At 39.8% G+C, this 21978-nt stretch carries 19 protein-coding genes and 1 pseudogene; 10 read left to right on the forward strand and 10 right to left on the reverse strand.

The genetic code is table 11. From position 1 onward, the window contains the following. The first annotated feature begins 163 nt into the window (after positions 1-163). The gene (cdd, locus tag PROVALCAL_RS14880; protein ID WP_006660142.1) at positions 164-1060 is read left to right on the forward strand and encodes a cytidine deaminase; all 897 of its coding nucleotides are present in this window, start codon (positions 164-166) and stop codon (positions 1058-1060) included. 117 nt (positions 1061-1177) lie between these two features. On the opposite strand, the gene PROVALCAL_RS20095 is transcribed toward cdd, so the two are convergent. From PROVALCAL_RS20095 to PROVALCAL_RS14895, 4 genes are read right to left on the reverse strand one after another with little or no spacing between them, the layout of a single operon-like run. After that, on the reverse strand, positions 1178-1528 hold the full coding sequence (locus PROVALCAL_RS20095) for a hypothetical protein (protein WP_006660143.1): 351 nt from the start codon (positions 1526-1528) through the stop codon (positions 1178-1180). A 7-nt stretch (positions 1529-1535) separates the two neighbouring features. Then, positions 1536-3323: a hypothetical protein gene (locus PROVALCAL_RS14885; RefSeq protein ID WP_006660144.1), complete on the reverse strand. Its 1788-nt coding sequence runs from the start codon at positions 3321-3323 to the stop codon at positions 1536-1538. A 13-nt stretch (positions 3324-3336) separates the two neighbouring features. Next, positions 3337-4047 carry a hypothetical protein gene (locus PROVALCAL_RS14890; protein ID WP_006660145.1) on the reverse strand — a complete coding sequence of 237 codons (711 nt, stop codon included), beginning with the start codon at positions 4045-4047 and terminating at the stop codon, positions 3337-3339. Positions 4048-4074: 27 nt separating this feature from the next. Further along, entirely contained in the window at positions 4075-4671 is a 597-nt protein-coding gene (locus PROVALCAL_RS14895) for a hypothetical protein (RefSeq protein ID WP_006660146.1), read from the reverse strand. A 428-nt stretch (positions 4672-5099) separates the two neighbouring features. On the opposite strand from PROVALCAL_RS14895, the gene PROVALCAL_RS14900 reads away from it, so the two are divergent. From PROVALCAL_RS14900 to sanA, 4 genes and pseudogenes are all read left to right on the forward strand, one after another. Next, positions 5100-6797: an NAD-dependent malic enzyme gene (locus PROVALCAL_RS14900; RefSeq protein ID WP_006660147.1), complete on the forward strand. Its 1698-nt coding sequence runs from the start codon at positions 5100-5102 to the stop codon at positions 6795-6797. A gap of 169 nt (positions 6798-6966) precedes the next feature. Then, positions 6967-7866, forward strand: a pseudogene (locus tag PROVALCAL_RS20100) (rhomboid family intramembrane serine protease); the annotation flags it as partial. Positions 7867-8160: 294 nt separating this feature from the next. After that, entirely contained in the window at positions 8161-9009 is an 849-nt protein-coding gene (locus PROVALCAL_RS20105) for a YncE family protein (RefSeq protein ID WP_226890359.1), read from the forward strand. Between the two features lie 187 nt (positions 9010-9196). Then, on the forward strand, positions 9197-9901 hold the full coding sequence (sanA, locus tag PROVALCAL_RS14910; RefSeq protein WP_006660149.1) for an outer membrane permeability protein SanA: 705 nt from the start codon (positions 9197-9199) through the stop codon (positions 9899-9901). On the opposite strand, the gene yeiB is transcribed toward sanA, so the two are convergent. Both yeiB and folE read right to left on the reverse strand, forming a co-directional pair. Next, positions 9894-11072 carry a DUF418 domain-containing protein YeiB gene (gene yeiB / locus PROVALCAL_RS14915; RefSeq protein WP_006660150.1) on the reverse strand — a complete coding sequence of 393 codons (1179 nt, stop codon included), beginning with the start codon at positions 11070-11072 and terminating at the stop codon, positions 9894-9896. The genes sanA and yeiB overlap by 8 nt on opposite strands. Before the next feature lie 3 nt (positions 11073-11075). Continuing rightward, the gene (folE, locus tag PROVALCAL_RS14920) at positions 11076-11735 is read right to left on the reverse strand and encodes a GTP cyclohydrolase I FolE (RefSeq protein WP_006660151.1); all 660 of its coding nucleotides are present in this window, start codon (positions 11733-11735) and stop codon (positions 11076-11078) included. A 426-nt stretch (positions 11736-12161) separates the two neighbouring features. Here folE and moeA point away from each other — a divergent pair, with 426 nt between their 5' ends. From moeA to PROVALCAL_RS14935, 3 genes are all read left to right on the forward strand, one after another. Continuing rightward, positions 12162-13403, forward strand: coding sequence for a molybdopterin molybdotransferase MoeA (gene moeA / locus PROVALCAL_RS14925; protein ID WP_006660152.1), 1242 nt, complete (start codon positions 12162-12164; stop codon positions 13401-13403). Positions 13404-13408: 5 nt separating this feature from the next. After that, positions 13409-14155, forward strand: coding sequence for a molybdopterin-synthase adenylyltransferase MoeB (gene moeB / locus PROVALCAL_RS14930; RefSeq protein ID WP_006660153.1), 747 nt, complete (start codon positions 13409-13411; stop codon positions 14153-14155). A 170-nt stretch (positions 14156-14325) separates the two neighbouring features. Continuing rightward, positions 14326-14661: a zinc ribbon domain-containing protein YjdM gene (locus PROVALCAL_RS14935; RefSeq protein ID WP_006662278.1), complete on the forward strand. Its 336-nt coding sequence runs from the start codon at positions 14326-14328 to the stop codon at positions 14659-14661. 84 nt (positions 14662-14745) lie between these two features. Here the strand turns inward: PROVALCAL_RS14935 and PROVALCAL_RS14940 are convergent, their stop codons facing one another. The 3 genes from PROVALCAL_RS14940 to PROVALCAL_RS14950 all read right to left on the reverse strand — a co-directional run bounded on the left by PROVALCAL_RS14940 (position 14746) and on the right by PROVALCAL_RS14950 (position 17654). After that, positions 14746-16344 carry an ABC-F family ATPase gene (locus tag PROVALCAL_RS14940; protein WP_006662279.1) on the reverse strand — a complete coding sequence of 533 codons (1599 nt, stop codon included), beginning with the start codon at positions 16342-16344 and terminating at the stop codon, positions 14746-14748. Positions 16345-16606: 262 nt separating this feature from the next. Then, entirely contained in the window at positions 16607-17065 is a 459-nt protein-coding gene (locus PROVALCAL_RS14945; protein ID WP_006660156.1) for a GNAT family N-acetyltransferase, read from the reverse strand. 13 nt (positions 17066-17078) lie between these two features. After that, positions 17079-17654: an LOG family protein gene (locus PROVALCAL_RS14950; protein WP_006660157.1), complete on the reverse strand. Its 576-nt coding sequence runs from the start codon at positions 17652-17654 to the stop codon at positions 17079-17081. Between the two features lie 289 nt (positions 17655-17943). Between PROVALCAL_RS14950 and rhtA the strand changes: the two genes are divergently transcribed. Beyond that, entirely contained in the window at positions 17944-18831 is an 888-nt protein-coding gene (gene rhtA / locus PROVALCAL_RS14955) for a threonine/homoserine exporter RhtA (RefSeq protein WP_006660158.1), read from the forward strand. Positions 18832-19120: 289 nt separating this feature from the next. Continuing rightward, entirely contained in the window at positions 19121-19624 is a 504-nt protein-coding gene (gene dps / locus PROVALCAL_RS14960) for a DNA starvation/stationary phase protection protein Dps (protein WP_006660159.1), read from the forward strand. A gap of 58 nt (positions 19625-19682) precedes the next feature. Here dps and dinG read toward each other — a convergent pair whose 3' ends face one another. Then, complete coding sequence (gene dinG / locus PROVALCAL_RS14965) at positions 19683-21803, reverse strand: ATP-dependent DNA helicase DinG (RefSeq protein ID WP_006660160.1); 2121 nt, start codon at positions 21801-21803, stop codon at positions 19683-19685. Between the last annotated feature and the right edge of the window lie 175 nt (positions 21804-21978).

Below are 21978 nucleotides of genomic sequence, written 5' to 3' on the forward strand. Positions count from 1 at the left end.
AGGTTACTTACCTCTCTTATGCAAATTTTAATGCAAAAACTTGAGATACATCTCTCATTTAATGAATTTGTTTCATCTATTACAATAACAGAGTGATCACGGTCACATTCAATCCCCCTATGAATTGAATAGAATGAAAACAATTAAATAGGGAGGGTTACTCATGCATTCAAGATTTAAGGCCGCTTGGGCCGAACTTCCAGAAAAGTTACAGTCTGTCCTAAAACCGATTATGGACAAACCCGATTTCTCAGCCATGTTAACCGCTGAGCAAGTAAAGCAAATTAAAGCTGAGAGTGGATGCACGGACAGTGAACTCGCTTTTTCATTATTACCTTTCGCTGCGGCTTACGCTGTCACACCTATTTCTCGCTTTAATGTAGGCGCAATCGCTTGCGGGATCAGTGGTAATCTCTATTTCGGCGCAAATATGGAATTTAACCATGTTTCTATTGGGCAAACGATTCATGCCGAACAATGTGCCATTACTCATGCATGGTTAAAAGGCGAAAAGCAATTAACCTCCATTACCGTGAACTACACGCCTTGCGGTCACTGCCGACAATTTATGAATGAACTGCGTGAAGGCGGTAAGATTATGGTGCATTTACCAAAACGCCAAGCTGCGACGCTTCATGATTATTTGCCAGATTCTTTTGGTCCATCAGACCTGAATATCACTACATTGCTACTCGATAATGTGGATCATGGGTATAAAAACCAAAGTCGCGATAGATTACTCTCCGCAGCGACTGAAGCCGCTAATCAATCCCATGCACCGTACAGTGAATCTCATTCCGGTATTGCTGTGCAGTTAAAAGATGGCTCTCTATTTACAGGTCGTTACGCCGAAAATGCTGCGTTTAACCCGAGCTTACCGCCATTACAAGCAGCGCTAATTATGGTGAATTTAGCGGGTAAAGATATTCATGCTATTGAGCAAGCGGTGTTGGTGGAAAAACAAGATGCAACGGTGCAGCAGTGGTGCACTACGGAAAATACCTTGCACGCGTTGGGTTGCCAAAAAGTGGAACGCATTTATTTGGATGAGTCCATTTAAACGTTATTTTATTTAAGCCAGATTCAAAATTTTAAGATTACAACGGCGGTTATTGTGAGTTTATCAACTTCAATAACCGCCGTTTTTTATTGAAACGTTATTGAGTGTTAATAATAATTAAAATGAAAATCTGGATGACGAGCTACTATAGCCGCCACTGTAGTTAAATTCAGGTATGCTCGGTGCTTGTGGGATTCTAAAATCTCTATCAAAAGAGCTTGTTGAGTGGTTTATGGAAGACATATGGTCACTAAGGTGCCCAATCATATTTTCAAAGTGATGACTATGTTGAATTCTATCTTCAGGAAAATCTTTAAATCCATCAGTCCCAGGTAAGACAACACTTGGTCGTTCTAGATAATGATTTATTGGCGCTTGCGCATTATCAGGTTTTATTATATCAAGCAGGTTTGTTGTCATCGGTGCTAATTCTCTATCAGGTTCAACTTTTGGATAGATATTTTCCATTATCGATTTATCGATTTATCGATTTATCGACCATATTATGGGGGTAGTTAGTTGATGGAGGGGATATATCTTCCCTATTTATAGGCTGAATTTTAGTTGTTAATGCTGGATTAGATACCCCATAAATATCTAAATCACTTTGAGGTATAACTGCTTTCAATTCATTATATTTAACCGCTATATATTCCTTGAGTGTAGTTCCTCTTTCCGAAAGGTATTCACCAAAGACAGATCCCGTTTCTATCATATTATCTACTGTCGATATAGTATTAGCCCATTCTACAAACATATTAAACTTTTCTTTAGAAGGATTATTTTTAATGCTTATTATCATTTTATCCATTAAGTAAAGACCATACTCAACCTCACTTTGATTACTCCCTGAATTTAATAACATTTCAGAGTATATTTCATCATATTCCTTTAGGGGGATAATTTTTAATGGGATTGATAATGTCCATGCCTCTTTAGGTAGTTTTTCACTCATGAGTGCTTTATCATGTATATCTTCAATATCACGAATAGTAAATTTTTTACGCAAAACTGTCGTTTTTTCATCCCTAAACTTATTAAGTAATTTTTTCCCTGTTTCTAATGCCACACTAAGTTGTATTCTTTTTAAATCATTATGATCTAAAATAATATTATGCTGCTTTGCTTTTTCAATTAAGTAATTTGTTGCCATTTTCCCTGAATAAGAGTCACCTCTAATAAGGCCATTAGGGATTTCTCCATATCGCTCACCATTGGCTTCAAGATAGTTATATAAAACCTGCGGATTCTCTGTTATTTTCATTTCTTCAATAACGTCTTTAGCTTCTTGTAAGTTTAATTCAAATTTAATTTTTCCATTATTATCAAACAATACAGATCGTTTCTTTCTACGATTATGTCTATTTGTATGAACTTCATTTATTAAAAATTTTAATTTTTCTTCTTTCGTTTCCCAAAATAATATATTTTCATTTATCCTACTCCCCATTGATAAGAGAGCATCCTCAGTCAGAATTTCATCAGCATCAACTTCATTAAATACCCAAGGAACGACATCACCTAATACCCTTTCATTTGTTTTTATACTGCCCATGACATCTTTCATTAGTATGGATAATTCTGATTCAGAATTTCTTATCTTATCAAGTTCATCGAATTGTGAATCACTTAATGTTCTATACATTGAAATATAGAACTTCCTAGTCAGCCATGACTTTAGCATCTCTTTGTTAGTATCATCACTTACCATATATTTTTTAATCATCATCTCAAATGTTTTATAATGATGATTAACTTGTTCTTTGAACTCAGTACTAGAGTTTAGTCTATGAGTCCAGAATCCCTTTCTTTCATTTGGTGAAAGCGATTCAAACACTGCATATAAATACCAATCCTCAATATTAAATCGACTTTCAGAGCAAGATTTAATATTAATTAAAATTAGTTCCTCATAATTTACATCCAATATTTCAATAATTTCACCATCAGATTTAATAAGTTTACTTTCAAGTAAATTTAAATATTCATTCGCTAGTTTAAAATCTATTTCTTTAAAATCCTTGTTTCTGGCGTCTTCATCATTCCATGATGAGTCTTCACTAGGAAAATACAGGGAATCCATACCCCAAAAAACCGACTCACTTCCATCTACTCCTGCAAATAAAGCATATCTATCACCTTTATTCGCTAGATACTGATACATTTTTTTCGGACTTTTATCTTCTCTTAATAGTTTTTTAATCGTAATGAGATCATTTTTTGTAAACACCCTACTAGCACTGTATCTTGTATTATTTGACATTTAAAATCCTTTTCTATTTAAGATGAATTATTACAAATCCTTTTGACTTCAATAAAATTTTCCTCCACTGATGCATTTGATTCCACTTTATATTTACTTGAATAGAAGCATCAATTTCCGGAATGCGTGCATTAATATCACAAAAGTAATATTCGTTTTTTATTTGAACCCAATCACAACGAATAATACTCATTACTTCATTTTTATTTTCAGACCAATAAATCCTCCTTTTCATTATATAAGATTCAACTTCATTCTTTATTAAAATATTTTCTTCCTGCTCAACGAAATATAAATCAAGTTCATCATCATAATAAACATCACTTCTTTTACTAAAAAAACCCTCATTAATTGAATTATCTTTAAACATGTTCATTGACGCTGTACTATTCGTCATTGGTATCACCGATATGCGTATCTCCTCTTCATTTAGATCTGGCTTCATTCTATCGACAGGATGCATTTCCGGCCATGTCACCCGTAAAGGTAATATTGTAAAATTAGCATCACACCCTTCTTTATTTTTTACTGCTCTACGATCAAAATAACTATACCCCTCATATTCAGCGATAAAATAAACATAATTTCTAGGTACCTCAACAATATTCCCATTAAACCGCCCACACACAAAACCGGGACGATTATCTGCCATTGATAGAGTTGAAATTAACAAGATAAATATAGAAAAAATGAATTTCACTTTCATATTCATATTCATATTCATATTCAAACCCCAATTTATATTGGATATCTATTTTTTATAATAAAAACCTTCATCTACCTTTTTTAGAGTTTTTTCTATTTCAATAACTAAGGGGATTTTTCTCATTCTATTTAACCATCGTTGGCTTTTTTCACGATTTTTCGCATTTTCACTTTTTGCTTCTGATTTCATTTTCAACCATAGGTTAATAAACACTTTTGCTTCTTGCTTTCCTTGGTTTCCAGACATTAAATCTAAAACTTCATTCCAAAGTTTATTTCTATCAACCTCATTTAAAACATCATAGATATCAGCAAAAAACCAAGCATCATAGGGTATTCCTGATGCTTTATGCCCATTTTCATGAATAACAACAGCTTCATGGAATTTAATATCTTTCGTTCTAGTATTATTATTTCCGTTTAATTCAAACCAATTTTTCAAGAAATTTGCATATGCTAAAGACAATTCGTAATTATATTTTTCTCGTTTTCCTTTTGATAATGGATGGTTATATTCCTCCATACTCACTCTCATATATTCATGAACAATTAATTTAAATATGCTTTGATTATTATCTTTAGGCTCTATACTTTGGGCTTGCAAGGAGAAAATTAAAAATATAAATGCAAGATATTTTTTCATAAAAACCACCAATAATTAATTATTTAAATTAGAAACAAAACCTAAATGAATTAAAAACATGCGGCAATATATGATATATAAAAATATATTTAGCAGGATCAGCATCTACCGACTTACCGCACCATAAGCACTGATTTCCACTGAACAGTTAAATTAATTTAACCTATAACAAAATGATATACTGCATTGAAAAGATTGATATCGTGATAAAAGCATCGGCGAACTTAAGTAAGCGTGATCCACTCGTTGTAATAGTAAAACAAATCCCGTCTAAAATTCCCTTCTGTAGATAATTTCCTTATCATATAAACCATAATATTCAGTAAAAAATTTAACTGTTTTGTAGCATTATTTACTGTACATATTTTTTGTTTAGCTTAGGATCTAACCTGACTGTTGCTTACTAATCGTCCGAAGAGTGATATTTCATGGAACATGAACACGAAACAAAACGTCCCCTATACATTCCTTACGCTGGTCCAATCTTACTCGAATTTCCTTTACTGAATAAAGGAAGCGCCTTTACAGAAGAAGAACGCGCTAATTTTAACTTGTATGGTTTACTGCCTGAACAAGTTGAAACTATTGAAGAACAAGTTGAACGTGCTTATCGCCAATTAATTGATTTTAAAACAGATATTGATAAGCATATCTATCTGCGTAATATTCAGGATACCAACGAAACCCTATTTTATCGCCTGATTGATGCTCACTTAACGGAAGTTATGCCGCTCATTTACACCCCAACCGTGGGTGAGGCTTGTGAACATTTCTCCGATATCTATCGCCGTGCTCGTGGTTTATTTATCTCTTATCCAAACCGTGAATACATCGATGACATGCTGCAAAACGCAACTAAACAGAACGTAAAAGTTATCGTTGTGACAGATGGCGAACGTATTCTTGGTTTAGGTGACCAAGGTATCGGTGGTATGGGTATTCCAATCGGTAAATTATCTTTGTACACCGCCTGTGGTGGGATTAGCCCTGCGTATACCTTGCCAGTCGTTATTGATGTAGGTACCAACAACCCACAACGCCTGAATGACCCTCTGTATATGGGATGGCGTCACCCGCGTATTACTGGCGAGGAATATGATGAGTTTCTTGAAGAATTTATCCAAGCCGTAAAACGCCGCTGGCCAAATGTGCTGCTGCAATTCGAAGACTTTGCACAGAAAAATGCGATGCCATTATTAAACCGCTATCGCGATGAACTTTGCTGCTTTAACGATGATATTCAAGGCACTGCCGCCGTCACTCTGGGTAGCTTAATTGCCGCCAGCCACGCGGCGGGAAGCAAACTGAGTGACCAGCGAGTCACATTCTTGGGTGCGGGTTCTGCGGGCTGTGGTATCGCAGAACAAATTATTGCTCAGATGAAATCAGAAGGTTTGAGCGATGAAGAAGCGCGTGCACGCATCTACATGGTTGACCGCTTCGGATTACTGACAGACAAACTGCCAAACTTACTGGATTTTCAAAGCAAATTGACGCAAAACAGCGCTAATTTGCAAGATTGGGATGTCAACAGTGACTCTATTTCACTGCTAGATGTTGTACGCAACGCGAAGCCAACAGTACTCATTGGTGTTTCTGGTCAAGCAGGCCTCTTCACCGAAGAGATCATCAAAGAGATGCACAAACACTGCCCTCGCCCAATCGTGATGCCATTATCTAACCCAACATCTCGTGTTGAAGCGCGCCCAGAAGATATTATCAACTGGACTGAAGGACAGGCGCTAGTGGCAACGGGTAGCCCGTTCCCGCCAGTATCTTATAAAGAACAAATTTTCCCTATTGCTCAGTGCAACAACTCCTACATCTTCCCTGGTATTGGTTTAGGTGTAATTGCATCCGGAGCAAAACGTGTAACCGATGGCATGTTGATGGTCGCAAGCCGCGCATTGGCCAGTTGCTCTCCACTGGCACAAAAGGGTGAAGGTCCGCTGCTGCCACTGTTATCTGAAATCCAAGATGTTTCTCGGGTGATTGCGAAGCAAGTGGCGAAAGAAGCACAAGTTCAAGGTGTGGCAACCATGACATCAGATGAAGCTTTAAATGAAGCGATTGAGCACAATTTCTGGAAACCAGAATACCGGACTTATAAGCGCACTTCATTCTAATTACCTGTTTTTACTTCATAAAAGAGCACTTTGGTGCTCTTTTTTATTTTCTCTTATTTTCTTTATTTCAACATTGTCTGAAATGTGTCGAGTTTCTATAACTTGCGATTGAGATAGCCATCAGAGTTATTTAAGATAAAACCATATCTTATTTGCATAGGACTTGCTCATGTCAGAGCCAACTCATCCAGTCTCCACGGAATCATCACCAATAACACCCGAATCCGAGCCCCCACCGCCTAAGTTTTCCCTTTGGGCAATTGCACTCACGCTGTTTATTGCACTCCTCAATATTGGAGTCTATTTTTACCAACTTAATTTTGCCGCGCCTCTTGAATCACAGGAATATAATTTGCTGCTTTTCGGGGCAAACGTTTATCAGCTATCCCTTACTGGAGACTGGTGGCGTTACCCTATCAGCATGGTGCTACATTCTGGCTGGCTCCACCTCGGGCTAAATACCCTTGCGTTGCTCGTTATTGGTATTGAGTGTGAACGCGCTTTTGGTAAATTACGTTACCTTGCTATCTATCTGTTTGCTGGGATTGTCGGTGCGTTTGTGAGTGCAGCTTGGCAATATCAAGAAGCTTTAAACAGCGCAATGCGCCGCTTTGATATGATGTCATGGAGCAGCCTGCTACAGAATGATAATACCGTCTATATTACTGTCAGTTTGGGCGCTTCTGGGGCAATCATGGGACTCGCCGCCGCCTCGGTGATTGCACTTTTGAAACAGCTCAATAACCCTGATCTGACTAAAAATGCTCGCGATACCCTCAAACGCCCGCTTTATAATATTATCGCCATGATCGCATTAACCTTAATTAACGGGATTCAATCTGGCGTCGACAATGCAGCACATATTGGTGGGGCGGTTACGGGTGCAATCATTGGTTTTACTTTTGTCTTAATTCCTAAGAAAAAACGCCTATTAGATTTATTCGTCGTATTAATCATGGGTGGCATTTTAGCGCTCATCATCCATCAATACTCTTTTTCAACCGATGAAGATCTGTTGGCTGAACGAGTGTTTATCTACCAAGAATTAGATAAAGAGATAAACTCAGCCAAAGTAGCTCACGCAAAAATTGAGATAGAAAAAGCGGCGGAACAAGAGTTAAGCACCCTTCCAACGCCATTATCAGAAAATCAAATCACAGGTCTCATGGTTCAAGCTCCAGACTTAATTGAGCCCAGTTTTATTCTCAGTGACGATGCCCACCAGCGAATCTATATCACTGATGAGGAAGCCAACCTAGTTAGTGCTTACTCTACTGCAAACGACGATTGGGAGTTGCTGTTTACTCTCAAGCTTCCTCTCCCACAAAATGATACTGGGTGCAGCTCCAATCGCTGTCGTGGTATGGGCGCTTACGGCGCAGCACTGAGTGCCGACGGGAAAAAACTGTATGTTGCCTCGCTGCAACCAAACAGCGTGAGTGTTATTGATATCGCTACGCAAAAAGTAGAAGCCAATATCGAAACCAATTTCTTTCCACGCCAAATTTATGTGATGAAAAACAGCCCTAGAGCCTTTGTAACCAGCGGCGTAGAAAACAGTATCGCAGTGCTTAACCTTTCGAATAATACCGTTGAGAAAAAATTATCGTTTCCTGATAGCCAAGAATATCAAGGTGCGTTTGGTGTCCAAATGCCAGCAGCACTTTCACCCGATGAAAAACATTTAGCGTTATATGATAATGTGACTCAAGCCGCTTATCTCTTAAACACACAAACGCTCACCTTTAGTGAAAAACCTTGGTTTACGGTCGAAAACTATAACGATGCCGTCAGAAGTTTCTATTTTACCCCTGATAGCCAATTCGTTTGGATGGTCATGGATAATCGCTTTGTTTTCGCTAATATTAATACACCAACGTCGGCTATCACAGAATATCATTGGTGTGGGAATAATAACGATATTCAGTATGGTCAATATGGTATCAATACGGCATTAACCCAAGCTTATTACTTGCCACAATATCCGAGTAAAGCTCAAGTTCCGTTAGTCACTACGAGTTTAAAAACGTTAAATATCCAAAATGTGCTACCGATTCCAACAAAAGGTGAATATATTCAGGGGATAGCGGAAACCAAAAATGTGTGGGTGGTTACCTATCCAAAATCATTTTACGTGATTAATAAGCAACAATCCGTCGATAGGAACATCATCAGCCCATTGTTATGCTTTGGAGCCATACCCAACGAATAAATGAACCCGCGGTATCTGATTGTTTTTCCAATCTAATACCGCCAATCTAATCTGTGGTATCAACGGAAATATTACGGTCATATTGACATGATTTTACGTTACGCGACTTGCGTCACGAAATTAAGTCAAGTAGCCTATTAATTGATACTACTAATTATTATAGGCATTAATTATTCAAGGCGAGGACATGAGGAAACGTCTGCTTTATGGTCTATTAATACTGGCAGGGATAGCTTTCGCCACTGTTATTTTACTCGACCGTTGGATCAGTTGGGAATCCGCGCCCTATATCTATGAAGATGTAGAGCAACTCCCTGCCCGCGATGTAGGGATGGTTCTCGGTACATCTAGATATTATGCCTCTGGAGCCACGAATCTTTATTACACTTATCGTATTAAAGGTGCTGCAGATGCTTACCATAGCGGAAAAGTAAAGTATTTGCTCCTCAGCGGTGACAATGGCGCTCATAATTACAATGAGCCTATTGCTATGCGTAAAGATCTCATCAAAGCAGGTGTACCAGCGTCAAAAATTGTGCTCGATTTTGCAGGGTTTCGAACGTTAGATTCTGTTGTCCGTACGAAAAAAGTATTCGACACAGATAATTTCACGATTATTACCCAACGTTTCCATTGTGAAAGAGCATTATTTATCGCTAAACACAAAGGGATTGATGCCCAATGTTTAGCAGTACCCACGCCTGAAGGTATGTTTAAAGTTCGAGTTCGTGAAGTTTTTGCACGTTTAGGGGCGCTGGCTGATCTCTATATTCTCCAGCGTGAACCGAAATTTTTAGGGGAACAAGAATCCATTCCTGCTCCAATAAAAATGCCTGATGGCACTAAAGGCTACCCTGCGGTAACCCCTGAAGAAATCAACAAACTCAATTAATCCCTTGATGGCGGCTAAAAAGATAAAACAGTTTGTCTGTTAATTGTCGCCAACACCACTCAACGGGACCTTGCTTGAAAAAACGTAACCAGCAATAAGAAAACAGCACGTTTATCCCCCAAATTGGTGGGATAAATAGCAATAATTCTAGGCGAGTAAACTGATAGAAATACCCTAAATGGTAAAAAATAGTAGTACAAATCAAAGTTTGAAGTAAATAATTACTCAGCGCCATCCGCCCTATATTCTGTAAAGCTTTTGCGAAAATGCTCTGACTAAAGCGCCCCCAAAATCCATACACCAAGGCAATGTAACCCAGCGATTGTAGAGGAACCATAAGCTCATTAATGATATAGCCGACAATCGACGTATCGAAATAACGCCACCCAAAAAGGCTTTGGAAATAAAGCGCTACCGACTGAATCAAAACGGTGGGGACAATAAAGTAAATGGACATTTTCCGATAATGCTGCTCCGTAAACTGCCCTTTTAGCCAGCCATTTCTCAGCAACAACGCCCCTAAAATCATCATAGCCAGCAATTGCCAACCATATTGGATAACAAGCAACTCAATCATCGTCGCCACTTCGCCAGCACGATAACTTATCCCAGCCATCCCTCCAGCACGGTGTTGCCAAGCATCAAGAAATGCTTGATCAGACGTAATTTGCCAGAAAGAGGTATCCACTACACTGCTACCAATTACAAACAAAATTATCAATCCAATCAAATAGATTGCAGTGGCAATTTTTAATAGTGTGTTGGCTGAGTAAAGAGGCAGCAGCATTATTGCGATTAACCCGGTTAGGGCATAAGCAAGAAGAATATCGCCATCCCAGAATCCAATACCATGAATTAGCCCAATCATGGCTAAAATGATTAATCGACTACGCTGCCATAAGACTGGACGATAAAGCAGAAGCCCTAGCGTTGCACCAAACAGTAAGGAAAAAATACCCAGAAATTTCCCTTGGAAGAAAAGATTAAAAAACACCCAAACCATCGCATCAGATGATGAGACTTCAGACGTGTAATAGGGATTAAGATAGGCCGCTTGTGGCAACGCAAATCCAAAGATATTCAGTAATAAAATACCTAAAATAGCGATGCCACGTACTGTATCAAGTTGCCCAATACGGCTTTTAGGGGCAACCGAAACGGTGGTTGTCATAAATTAGAGATGGCGAACCGCGCGTAGAAATTCTTGGCGTGTATTTTGGCTTGATTTAAACAATCCACCTAACGATGTGGTCGTTGTTGCGCTCGTGGCATCACGAATACCGCGGGCTTTCACACAGTAATGAACCGCATCAATAGAAACCGCAACGTTCATCGTGCCCAGCAGAGTTTGTAGTGCGACTAAAATTTGTTGGGTTAAACGTTCTTGGACTTGTGGGCGTTGTGAAAAAAACTGCACAATACGGTTAATCTTTGATAAGCCAATCACTTTATCTTTTGGAATGTAAGCCACAATGGCCTTACCATCAATAGTGACAAAATGGTGTTCACACGTGCTAGTCAGTGTAATATCACGCACTGTCACCATTTCATCCACACTCATTTTATTTTCAATTAATGTGATTTTAGGGAAATTGGCGTAATCAAGCCCCGAAAAAATTTCATCCACATACATTTTCGCGATACGGCGCGGAGTATCCGCTAAGCTATCGTCAGTTAAATCTAAGTTCAGTAACTTCATGACTTCGGTCATATGCCCTTCAATCAGTTGCTTACGCTCTTCACCTGATTTTGGCTGGATGCGCAGCGGGGTTTCAAGCCCTCTTGCTTCCAAAGCAGCATGAACTAATTCGGCCTCTTTACTCAGAGATGACATGGGATCCTCCACAGATGGTATAACGCTATTTTTATAAAAATGCAGGTGTGCGCGGTACTCTAAAACAGCAAGTGCAGATAATCCAGCATTACATCCACCAATAGCATGAAATATTTGCAGGAAACCGCACGAATAGATCCAGAATACTCCTTACAATTTAAATAACTATTTCATTATTTAAATCCACTTAATAACATTATTTATTATAGTATTTTTGATTGCGATATTTTGGCAAAAACCGCGTTGTAATATAGCCATTGATTAGCATGACTCAATCAACTCCCCCAAATAGGCTAAACTATCCACCTAAAAGCTATCAGCAATCAATTTCTATTCATTCACCCAATGCGCTATATCTGCCATAATACCGCTAGCAAATTTATTTGAGCGTTCTAAGCCAATAACAAGATTAAGAGGTAACAATTTATGGATCAGTGTCATACTAATGGTTTGATTTCTCTAGAACTTGCATTAGAAAAATTACTGTCTAACACCCCAACCGTGACTAGTACAGAAATCATTCCACTCACTGAGTCTGCTCAACGTATTATTGCCGAAGATCTCATTTCACCGATCAACGTTCCACCTTTTGATAATTCAGCGATGGATGGTTATGGTTTCCGCTTCGCAGATTGGGATGGAAAAACCCCCATGCCTGTCGCCGGCAAATCATTTGCAGGCAATCCAATGGAAGGCAAACTTCCGGCGGGTAGCTGTGTACGTATTATGACCGGTGCACCAATCCCTAATGGTGTTGATACCGTTGTCATGCAAGAAGCGACCGAACAAACTGACCAAGGCATTGTTTTTACAGAAGCCTTTAAACTCGGTAACAATATCCGCAAAGCGGGTGAAGACATTGAACAGGGTCAAGCCGTATTTCCAGCGGGAACGTTACTGTCCACAGCACAGTTACCCTTGATTGCTTCACTGGGTATTGCCGACGTGACCGTTTATCGCCGCTTAAAAGTCGCTGTATTCTCAACGGGTGATGAACTTCAAGCAGTAGGCAACCCACTGGCGGACGGTCAAATTTATGATACCAACCGTTTTGCTGTGCGCTTGATGTTAGAAAAGCTCAATTGTGAAGTATTAGACCTCGGCGTCATTCCCGATTCGCCAGAAAAATTAAAACAGACATTTATTGAAGCGAACCAGAAAGCCGATTTAGTCATCAGCAGCGGCGGTGTCTCAGTTGGCGAAGCTGACTACACCAAACAAATTCTTGATGAACTGGGCGAAATTGGCTTTTGGAAGTTAGCCATCAAGCCAGGTAAACCTTTTGCTTTTGGTAAACTCAGTTCAGCATGGTTCTGTGGCTTACCTGGAAATCCTGTCTCCGCCGCGCTCACTTTTTATCAACTCGTTCAGCCGCTCATTGCTCGCTTATCGGGTCACAGTCAATGGAAGGCGCCTGTACGTTTTAAAGTTCCTGTCACCACTCCATTGAAAAAATCACCTGGACGCCTTGATTTTCAACGTGGAATTTTAAGTGTTAATGAACAAGGTCAGCTGCAAGTTGCGACCACAGGGCACCAAGGCTCACATATTTTCAGTTCCTTCAGCCAAGCAAACTGCTTTATCGTATTAGAACGTGAGCGAGGAAAAGTGGCTGTGGGTGAAACTGTTGATGTGGAAATGTTCAATTACTTATTAAAAAGTGAGTAACGACTGTGCAAGAACTGACTGACCAAGAAATGCTGCGTTATAACCGCCAAATTATCCTACGCGGTTTTGATTTTGACGGGCAAGAAAAACTGAAAGCCAGTAACGTTTTGGTGATTGGACTCGGTGGTCTTGGCTGCGCCGCAACCCAATACCTTGCAGCCGCGGGTATTGGGCACTTAACACTTGTGGATTTTGATACAGTTTCCCTGTCAAATTTACAACGGCAGACCCTACATCGTGATGCAACGATTGGTCAACCTAAAGTCGACTCTGCCAAAGCACAACTGGTGGCAATCAATCCTCACATACAAATTGATACCATTGATGCACAATTGGACGATCCTGAGTTAAATGAACTCGTACAGCGGCATGATGTGGTCTTGGACTGTACTGACAATGTCGCTATTCGCGAGCAACTTAACTGCATCTGCTTAAAGCATAAAACCCCTTTCGTTTCCGGCGCAGCAATCCGTATGGAAGGTCAGCTTTCTGTATTTACCTATGAAGATGGAATGCCTTGCTATCACTGCCTTAGCCGGTTATTCGGTGACAATAGCCTAACTTGTGTGGAAGCGGGAGTTATGGCGCCACTTGTTGGCACAATTGGTACATTAGAGGCAATGGAAACCATCAAATTGCTCACTCAATATGGCACCGTAACAACTGGAAAAGTGCTGCTATTTGATGCAATGACGCTCGATTTTCGCCAATTTAAATTGAATAAAGACCCGAACTGCGAGGTTTGTTCCTAAACATAATCCATGGCGAGAACTCTCTCGCCATTACCCTCGGCTTAAAATTAGGAATATTCCTAAAAATAAGTTTATCTTGTCTTTGGTCTTATACTATCCCCCTTTCGGGGAACACGAGTATCCCACTGGTTTGAACTATGACCGCATGAGTCATTACTGAGAATATAAATATGTCATTACCTCCTTGCCCAAAATGTCAGTCCGAATACACCTATACTGACAACGATATGTACATCTGCCCTGAGTGTGCGCACGAATGGAACGATGCAGAGCCAGTTGCTGACATTGATGAACTCATCGTAAAAGATGCTAATGGTAACTTATTAGCTGATGGCGATACTGTTACAGTGATTAAAGATCTCAAGGTGAAAGGAAGTTCTTCAATGCTGAAAATCGGTACCCGAGTGAAAGGGATCCGTTTAGTGGAAGGTGACCATAATATCGATTGTAAAATCGATGGTTTCGGTCAGATGAAACTGAAATCTGAGTTCGTGAAGAAAAACTAATTTCTCAGCAGCATCTCACTGCCAAAATAAAAATAGCCCCGCTGAACGCAACTTCGCGGGGCTATTTTTTTGCCTAAAACGTCATTAGATTACAACGCCTTGGCTCTTCAGGTATTCGTCATACGTTCCTTTAAAATCAACCACTTTATCTTCTTTAATTTCTAAGATTCTGGTCGCTAATGAACTGACAAATTCACGGTCATGGGAAACAAAGATCAGTGTGCCTTGATACATTTCTAACGCTAAGTTCAGCGATTCAATGGATTCCATATCTAAGTGGTTAGTTGGCTCATCCATAACCAAAATATTTGGCTGTTGCATCATCAGCTTACCAAATAACATACGTCCTTGTTCACCACCGGATAATACAGATACTTTTTTCTTAATGTCATCTTGAGAGAACAACAAACGACCTAAAATACTGCGGACAGCTTGCTCATCATCCCCTTCATTTTTCCACTGACTCATCCAGTCAAAAACATTCAGGTCAGTATCGAAATCTTCAGCATGGTCCTGCGCATAGTAACCAATATTGTGGTTTTCAGACCATTTTACCGTTCCGCTTGTCGCCGGTTGTTCACCTACCAGCGTTTTTAAGAATGTTGTTTTACCGATACCGTTAGCACCGATAACCGCCATCTTTTCACCCACTTCCAATAACAAGTTCACATTTTTAAATAATGGACCTTGGTCATAACCATTGGTTACCGCTTCTAATTCCAACGCGTTACGGAACAGCTTTTTCTCTTGCTCAAAGCGAATGAATGGGTTTTGGCGGCTAGAAGCTTTAACTTCATCTAATTGAATTTTATCAATTTGACGAGCGCGAGAAGTCGCTTGTTTGGATTTTGATGCGTTAGCACTGAAGCGGCTAACGAAAGATTGTAACTCCGCAATTTGCGCTTTTTTCTTCGCATTATCGGATAAAAGGCGCTCTCTCGCTTGAGTTGCCGCAATCATATACTCATCATAGTTACCCGGGAATAAACGCAGCTCACCGTAATCTAAGTCCGCCATATGCGTACAAACGGTGTTTAAAAAGTGTCTATCATGGGAAATGATGACCATGGTGCAGTTACGATCATTCAAGACTTGTTCTAACCAACGGATTGTGTCGATATCCAAGTTGTTGGTTGGTTCATCGAGTAACAAAATATCAGGATCCGCAAACAGCGCCTGAGCCAGCAGCACACGTAACTTCCAACCCGGAGCAACTTCGCTCATCGGACCATAATGTTGCTCAACCGGAATACCAACACCTAGTAACAGCTCACCAGCACGGGCTTCCGCGCTATAGCCATCCATTTCACCATAAGCCACTTCCAGATCAGCAACGCGATAGCCATCTTCTTCGCTCATTTCTGGCATTGCATAAATTCTGTCGCGCTCTTGTTTGACATCCCAAAGCTCAGCATGTCCCATGATAACGGTGTCTAGCACAGTAAATTCTTCAAACGCAAACTGATCTTGGCGTAATTTACCCAGACGTTCGTTTGGATCTGTTGTACTGACATTCCCTGCGGTTGGTGTTAAGTCACCGCCGAGGATCTTCATAAATGTAGATTTGCCCGCGCCATTTGCGCCGATCAGACCGTAACGATTGCCTGTACCGAATTTTACTGAAATGTTTTCAAACAGCGGCTTACTGCCAAACTGCATAGTGATATTATTGGTTGTTAACACTGCGATGCCTTAAATTGATCTTTGTAGAGTCGTCCCCGAGACTGGCTTATTTGCCCTGTTCCCGCCGACTTGAAGTCTGATTAGAATAAATAGCCGCGCATTATGCCATAATCCAGCGTTTAGATCTTGTGCTGATTTTCGCGCTACGTTTTCTGACATGAATAAGGTCAACCACGATACCGATTTAGATATCGTATCCGTTAATCACAATCTAAAAATGAAAATAGCGAAAAAGCTCCCCATAAAAGCAGAGCCTAAAAAATTACAACGAGATCCCCATTGTGCGAGATACCTCAGTTAATCCTTCACGTTCATAAAACTTAATAGCTTGATGGTTGTGCGCTAATACAGAAAGCTCTAAATGACTAAATTTTTGCTTTTTTGCCCACTCTTTCATTCCATCCAAGAGCTGTTTCCCTGCCCTTTCGCCACGAAAATCTGGGGAGACAATTAAATCAAAAATATAGCCAAAATCCCTCGGTACAATACAGCTATAAGGATCTGAGGTCTGTTTTTGAGCAATACAAAAGCCTTTAATTTCACCTTCATGATCAACCACTAAAAGATGAAACTTAGTGTCATTAATTGCATTCTCAACAAACTCGTTCGATTGTTCCGAGTCTTGTAAGCGCTCACTATCAAGCTTAGCCATCTCCGCAAATAAAATTTGATAGAGAGAAAGAATGGCTGATAAATCCTCTTTTTTTGCGGTTCTGATCATTGCATCACCCTTTTCAATCGTAGGTTTTTACTGGCGGTGCAATGTATGTCTCAAATTGATCTAATAAATCTGCTGGGGAAGATTCCACAATCGCCATATGACGATATTTCTCATGCAGAAAACCTTCATCCGCCATTTTGTTGGTCATATCAATCAATGGCTGCCAGTAATGATTAATATTGAACAATCCACAAGGCTTAGTGTGTAAACCAATTTGGCTCCATGTGAATACTTCACTGTATTCTTCTAATGTACCGTATCCACCAGGCATGGCGACAAATCCATCCGCAAGCTCAATCATTTTACTTTTACGTTGATGCATAGTGTCTACTTTGTACAATTCAGTCAGATTTTTATGGGATATTTCACGTTCTTCAAGGAGAGATGGAATTACACCTATCGCTTTCCCACCTAAAGATAATACTGTATCTGCAATGGTACCCATCAGCCCAACACTCGCCCCGCCATAAACTAAAGCGATATCACGTTTAACCAGCTCTTTGGCAAATTCAATGGCCTGTTTTTGATAAATGTCGTTATTGCCCATGCTAGAGCCACAATAAACCGCCACACTTTTAATTTTTTTCATGTTCTACCTTTCATACCTATTATCATTCTTGTCAGCGCGAAATTATACGGCACCCACAACGAAGCTCAACTCACAATATTTGATTATTTATAACTTAGTGACTCTCTAATATTAAATAATATGGTCAATACTCCATATTTAACAAAGCAATATAATCTGCATGAATTCTGTGAGATAATTCACGTCAATTTGCTGGCTAAGTGTAAATATCCTAACAGGCCACCATTATTATTTAGATTTACCCATTTTACCTGTCACGTTGCTATCGTTTTTTTGAGGTTTTTTATTCATGTCAGCCGATACTAAAAAGAGTGCGTTTCCACTATTACCAATAGGCTTGCTATTACTGGCAATGACCTCAATTCAAAGTGGTGCCTCTTTAGCTAAAACATTATTCCCACTTATCGGCGCTCCCGGTGTTACGGGTCTACGCTTACTATTAGCGACTATTATTTTATGTGTCATTTTTAAACCTTGGCGTTTAAATTTTAGAAAAAGCTCATTAGTTCCGCTACTTGCTTATGGCTTGTCTCTCGGTACGATGAACTATTTATTTTACTTAGCTCTCGAGCGTATCCCTCTTGGTATTGCAGTGGCACTTGAATTCACAGGTCCACTCGCTGTGGCAATGTTTTCATCTCGCCGCCCTATTGATTTTTTATGGATAGGGTTAGTGATCACCGGCTTACTCTTCTTATTACCTATTGGGGATAACATTAACTCCCTAGACCTTCTTGGTGTTGCTTATGCTTTAGGCGCGGGTGTTTGCTGGGCTATTTATATTATCTTTGGACAACGTGCTGGTGCAGGTTATGGTGCTGCAACAGTTGCTGTAGGCTCACTGATTTCAGCGCTAATTTTCTTTCCGATTGGGTTAATGCAAACGGGGGTTGAAGCCATGTTTGACCCAGCGATATTGCCTTTAGCCTTAGCAGTTGCCATACTATCCACGGCATTCCCATACACGTTAGAAATGATAGCGTTAACCAAATTACCCGCAAAAACATTTGGTACCTTAATGAGCCTCGAGCCTTGCATGGGCGCATTTTTAGGAATTGTTTTCCTGCAAGAACATTTGACTATGACTCAATGGTTAGCGCTGCTGTGTATTGTTTGTGCCTCTATCGGATCAACCTCAACGTCAGTGCCTAAATCCAAGATTGAAAAAGTCTCATAAATATTGACGATTTTTACCATCCATCACCAAGGCTAATAATTTTATTTATTAGCCTTTTTATTATGTTATTTTTTAGCAGAGCCTTTATTTCATTAGCTTGTAAAGTAATATTCATCTATTTGAAAAATACCAACGATAGATTTGATTGGCAAAATCTAAAATAAATACAATTCACTCATTTACCTATTAAAGTAATAGATAATGACTTTATGACATTCTTAGCTTTACGCTCTATATTTATAAACAGACAAGATAATTGAATCAATTTATATTTAAGAGAGGAAATTCTATGAATACTGCAAAATTATTTAAAACCTCTTCAACTGACCTTTTATATACCCGTAATGATATTGAAGATAGCGTTAAACTAGAAACTATCGGTATATTAAACATGATGGTGATTCATTTCACTGATCTTTCTTTAATCACCAAACAAGCACATTGGAATATGCGTGGACGCAATTTTATTGCAATACACGAAATGTTGGATGGCTTTAGAGATAGCATCATTGGGCACTTGGATGAGTTTGCTGAACGAGCTGTTCAACTCGGTGGTGTGGCAACCGGAACATCACAGCAAGTAAATAAGTTCACATCCTTAGAAGCTTATCCTTTAGATATTCATTCAGTCCAAGATCATTTAAAAGCACTCGCTGAGCGTTATGCTGTTGTGGCAAATGATATTCGCAAAGCGATTGATGAAGTTGAAGATGAAAATACCGCAGATATGTTTACTGCCGCTTCCCGCGACCTAGATAAATTCCTGTGGTTATTAGAAGCCAATATTGAGTAGTGTCGTAAAACAGAGTCAATATATTGACCATGAGACCACTTCGGTGGTCTCAATTTATTTATCGTGCTGCCTTATCTGATGTGGGCATATCGGGTTGCTCAATAGGGAAAACAGGTAACGAATTTAATAAACGTTTCCCGTAGTTTTTTGTTAATAAACGTTTATCGTAAATGATGATTTCACCATAACATTCATGGCTTCGAATCAACCGCCCCGCCTGCTGAATCAAATTGAATGAAGCACTTGGTAAACTTTGCACTTCAAATGGATAGCGCTTTAACGATTTTAACCAATCCCCTTCAGTGATAATCACAGGATTCGTTACGGGTGGAAATGCGATTTTGTGAATATGCACTTGAGTTAAATATTCACCTTTTAGATCTAACCCTTCTGCAAATGACTGTAAGCCTATCAAGGCACTTTTTTGTCCTTGCTTAATACGCTCACAATGGGTTTCAACTAAGCGATAACGTGGTTGATCACCTTGAACTAATAACTGTAATCGCAGATCTTTCACATGCTCAAGAAACCCATCCATCGCACGTTGGCTACTAAATAAAATCAGCACCCCATGGTGATTTCCTTCCGTAAATTGGTGACGAAAATAAGTCGCCATTTCTTTTAAATGTTCCGCTTCATGAGCCATCGTTGGCTCATACTCCATTTTAGGAATAACTAATTTACCCTGTTCTACATGATTAAAAGGTGAAGTCAGCGTGACAAACCGGTCATCACTCTTTTCAGATAGCCCTGTTAACTCCATAAAACGTGAATAACTGTTCAAAGAGCGTAATGTTGCTGAAGTAATGACAATATGAGGAACATTTCGCCAGAGTAAATGTTGTAACTGCTCGCTCACTCGAATACCTGCGCAATGCATAAAAATACGTGACTGATTTTTTTCATATCGACGGCTAAGCCATTTGGATACAGGTGCGCCAGAACTTTGTTCAAGCGAGGCTAAGCGCCATAATTTAGCCATATTCTCAAAATAACCCATCGCTCGACTAGTGACTAAAATTGAACGATGCAGACGCACAATATCTTGTTTCGCAGTCTGCTCTGTCAGATCGCTTAAAATTGCTTCAGATAACCCACGCAGCGCGTCCGTGAGCTTAAATAGCTCTTGGCAGCATAACTGCATTGCTTCGGGTAATACTCCCATTGGGAAAAGGTATTCTGACTCTTTGGATGTCTCAGGAAGTAGTCCATTCGCCAACAATGAGAAATCTCGGAAACAATCCCGTAATTTTTCTGCATGCTGCTGTAGCTTATCCGGATTTGCCAACTTAGGCGGTTTCGCAGGACGAAACTGAGCCACGTATTGCCCGACATGGTGAATAAAATTATCCACTTGAGCGGTAAGCTGAACGAGTGTAATTTCCCCTTCGACTTCTAAAGCATCTCTAGCGACATCGGGAATATGGTGCCCTTCATCGAGAACTAGCAATAATTTTTTCGGATCGGGCAATACCGATTCGCTTTCCATCGCCGCCATAACTAAGGCATGGTTAGCCACAACAACATCGGCATCTTCAATTTCACGGCGAGCAATAAAAAATGGACAGCGTTGATAAAACTGACAATTTCGTCCAAGGCAATTCATTTTATCAGTACTGACTTTACGCCATAAACTATCGCTAAACGCCTTTTTATGATGATCTCGCAACCCATCCCAAGCAAAACTATGAAAATCATTACGTAATTGCTGGCACTGAGCTCTTTCCTCACTATTCGCAATTTCTGTTTTGTCTTCCACTAACAGCATTAGGTCAATTTGCTCCCCTTCCGCGGCACAAATCGCTTCTAAATTTCGCGGACAAACATAGCGAGCTCGCCCGAACGCACCCGTGAATTTTAAATCAGGAATAATTTTACTCAGCAACGGTAAATCTTTACTGAAGATCTGGTCTTGTAGGGCTACGTTGGCAGTGCTAACCACCAAGGTTTTCCCCTCTTCACGCCCAACAGCAATCCCCGGAATCAGGTACGATAATGTTTTACCAACGCCCGTTGGGGCTTCAATAATTAAATGGCGTCCTTCAGCATCTGACAAATTTTTCGCCACTTCAGCAATCATTTGGCGCTGAGGTGCCCGAGAGACAAAGCCCTCGATTTGGTTAGATAACCCTTTATACCATTGAGTTATTTGTTCTTTGATTTTATTTGACAGAGACATAGATACGCTGAAGACCAAGTAAAGAGGATAAGATAACCAATCACAGAAAAAGCAGAAAAGCTGCTAATTAATCTTTTGCGAAACGCTTCGCAAAACTACTGTATTAATTTCCATTATACACAAATTCTGGAAAGCCTTTCGCAAAACACCTATTCGAAGCAAGAAAATCTCCCTG

Origin of the sequence: Providencia alcalifaciens DSM 30120, from assembly GCF_000173415.1 — a bacterium.
In the GTDB taxonomy this organism is placed as follows: Bacteria; Pseudomonadota; Gammaproteobacteria; order Enterobacterales; family Enterobacteriaceae; genus Providencia; species Providencia alcalifaciens.

Bases quoted from the DNA above. Each gene is read 5' to 3' on its own strand.
- cdd (WP_006660142.1), top strand. From the start codon at position 164: ATGCATTCAAGATTTAAGGCCGCTTGGGCCGAACTTCCAGAAAAGTTA.
- PROVALCAL_RS20095 (WP_006660143.1), bottom strand. From the start codon at position 1,528: ATGGAAAATATCTATCCAAAAGTTGAACCTGATAGAGAATTAGCACCG.
- PROVALCAL_RS14885 (WP_006660144.1), bottom strand. From the start codon at position 3,323: ATGTCAAATAATACAAGATACAGTGCTAGTAGGGTGTTTACAAAAAAT.
- PROVALCAL_RS14890 (WP_006660145.1), bottom strand. From the start codon at position 4,047: ATGAATATGAATATGAATATGAAAGTGAAATTCATTTTTTCTATATTT.
- PROVALCAL_RS14895 (WP_006660146.1), bottom strand. From the start codon at position 4,671: ATGAAAAAATATCTTGCATTTATATTTTTAATTTTCTCCTTGCAAGCC.
- PROVALCAL_RS14900 (WP_006660147.1), top strand. From the start codon at position 5,100: ATGGAACATGAACACGAAACAAAACGTCCCCTATACATTCCTTACGCT.
- PROVALCAL_RS20105 (WP_226890359.1), top strand. From the start codon at position 8,161: ATGGGCGCTTACGGCGCAGCACTGAGTGCCGACGGGAAAAAACTGTAT.
- sanA (WP_006660149.1), top strand. From the start codon at position 9,197: ATGAGGAAACGTCTGCTTTATGGTCTATTAATACTGGCAGGGATAGCT.
- yeiB (WP_006660150.1), bottom strand. From the start codon at position 11,072: ATGACAACCACCGTTTCGGTTGCCCCTAAAAGCCGTATTGGGCAACTT.
- folE (WP_006660151.1), bottom strand. From the start codon at position 11,735: ATGTCATCTCTGAGTAAAGAGGCCGAATTAGTTCATGCTGCTTTGGAA.
- moeA (WP_006660152.1), top strand. From the start codon at position 12,162: ATGGATCAGTGTCATACTAATGGTTTGATTTCTCTAGAACTTGCATTA.
- PROVALCAL_RS14935 (WP_006662278.1), top strand. From the start codon at position 14,326: ATGTCATTACCTCCTTGCCCAAAATGTCAGTCCGAATACACCTATACT.
- PROVALCAL_RS14945 (WP_006660156.1), bottom strand. From the start codon at position 17,065: ATGATCAGAACCGCAAAAAAAGAGGATTTATCAGCCATTCTTTCTCTC.
- PROVALCAL_RS14950 (WP_006660157.1), bottom strand. From the start codon at position 17,654: ATGAAAAAAATTAAAAGTGTGGCGGTTTATTGTGGCTCTAGCATGGGC.
- rhtA (WP_006660158.1), top strand. From the start codon at position 17,944: ATGTCAGCCGATACTAAAAAGAGTGCGTTTCCACTATTACCAATAGGC.
- dps (WP_006660159.1), top strand. From the start codon at position 19,121: ATGAATACTGCAAAATTATTTAAAACCTCTTCAACTGACCTTTTATAT.
- dinG (WP_006660160.1), bottom strand. From the start codon at position 21,803: ATGTCTCTGTCAAATAAAATCAAAGAACAAATAACTCAATGGTATAAA.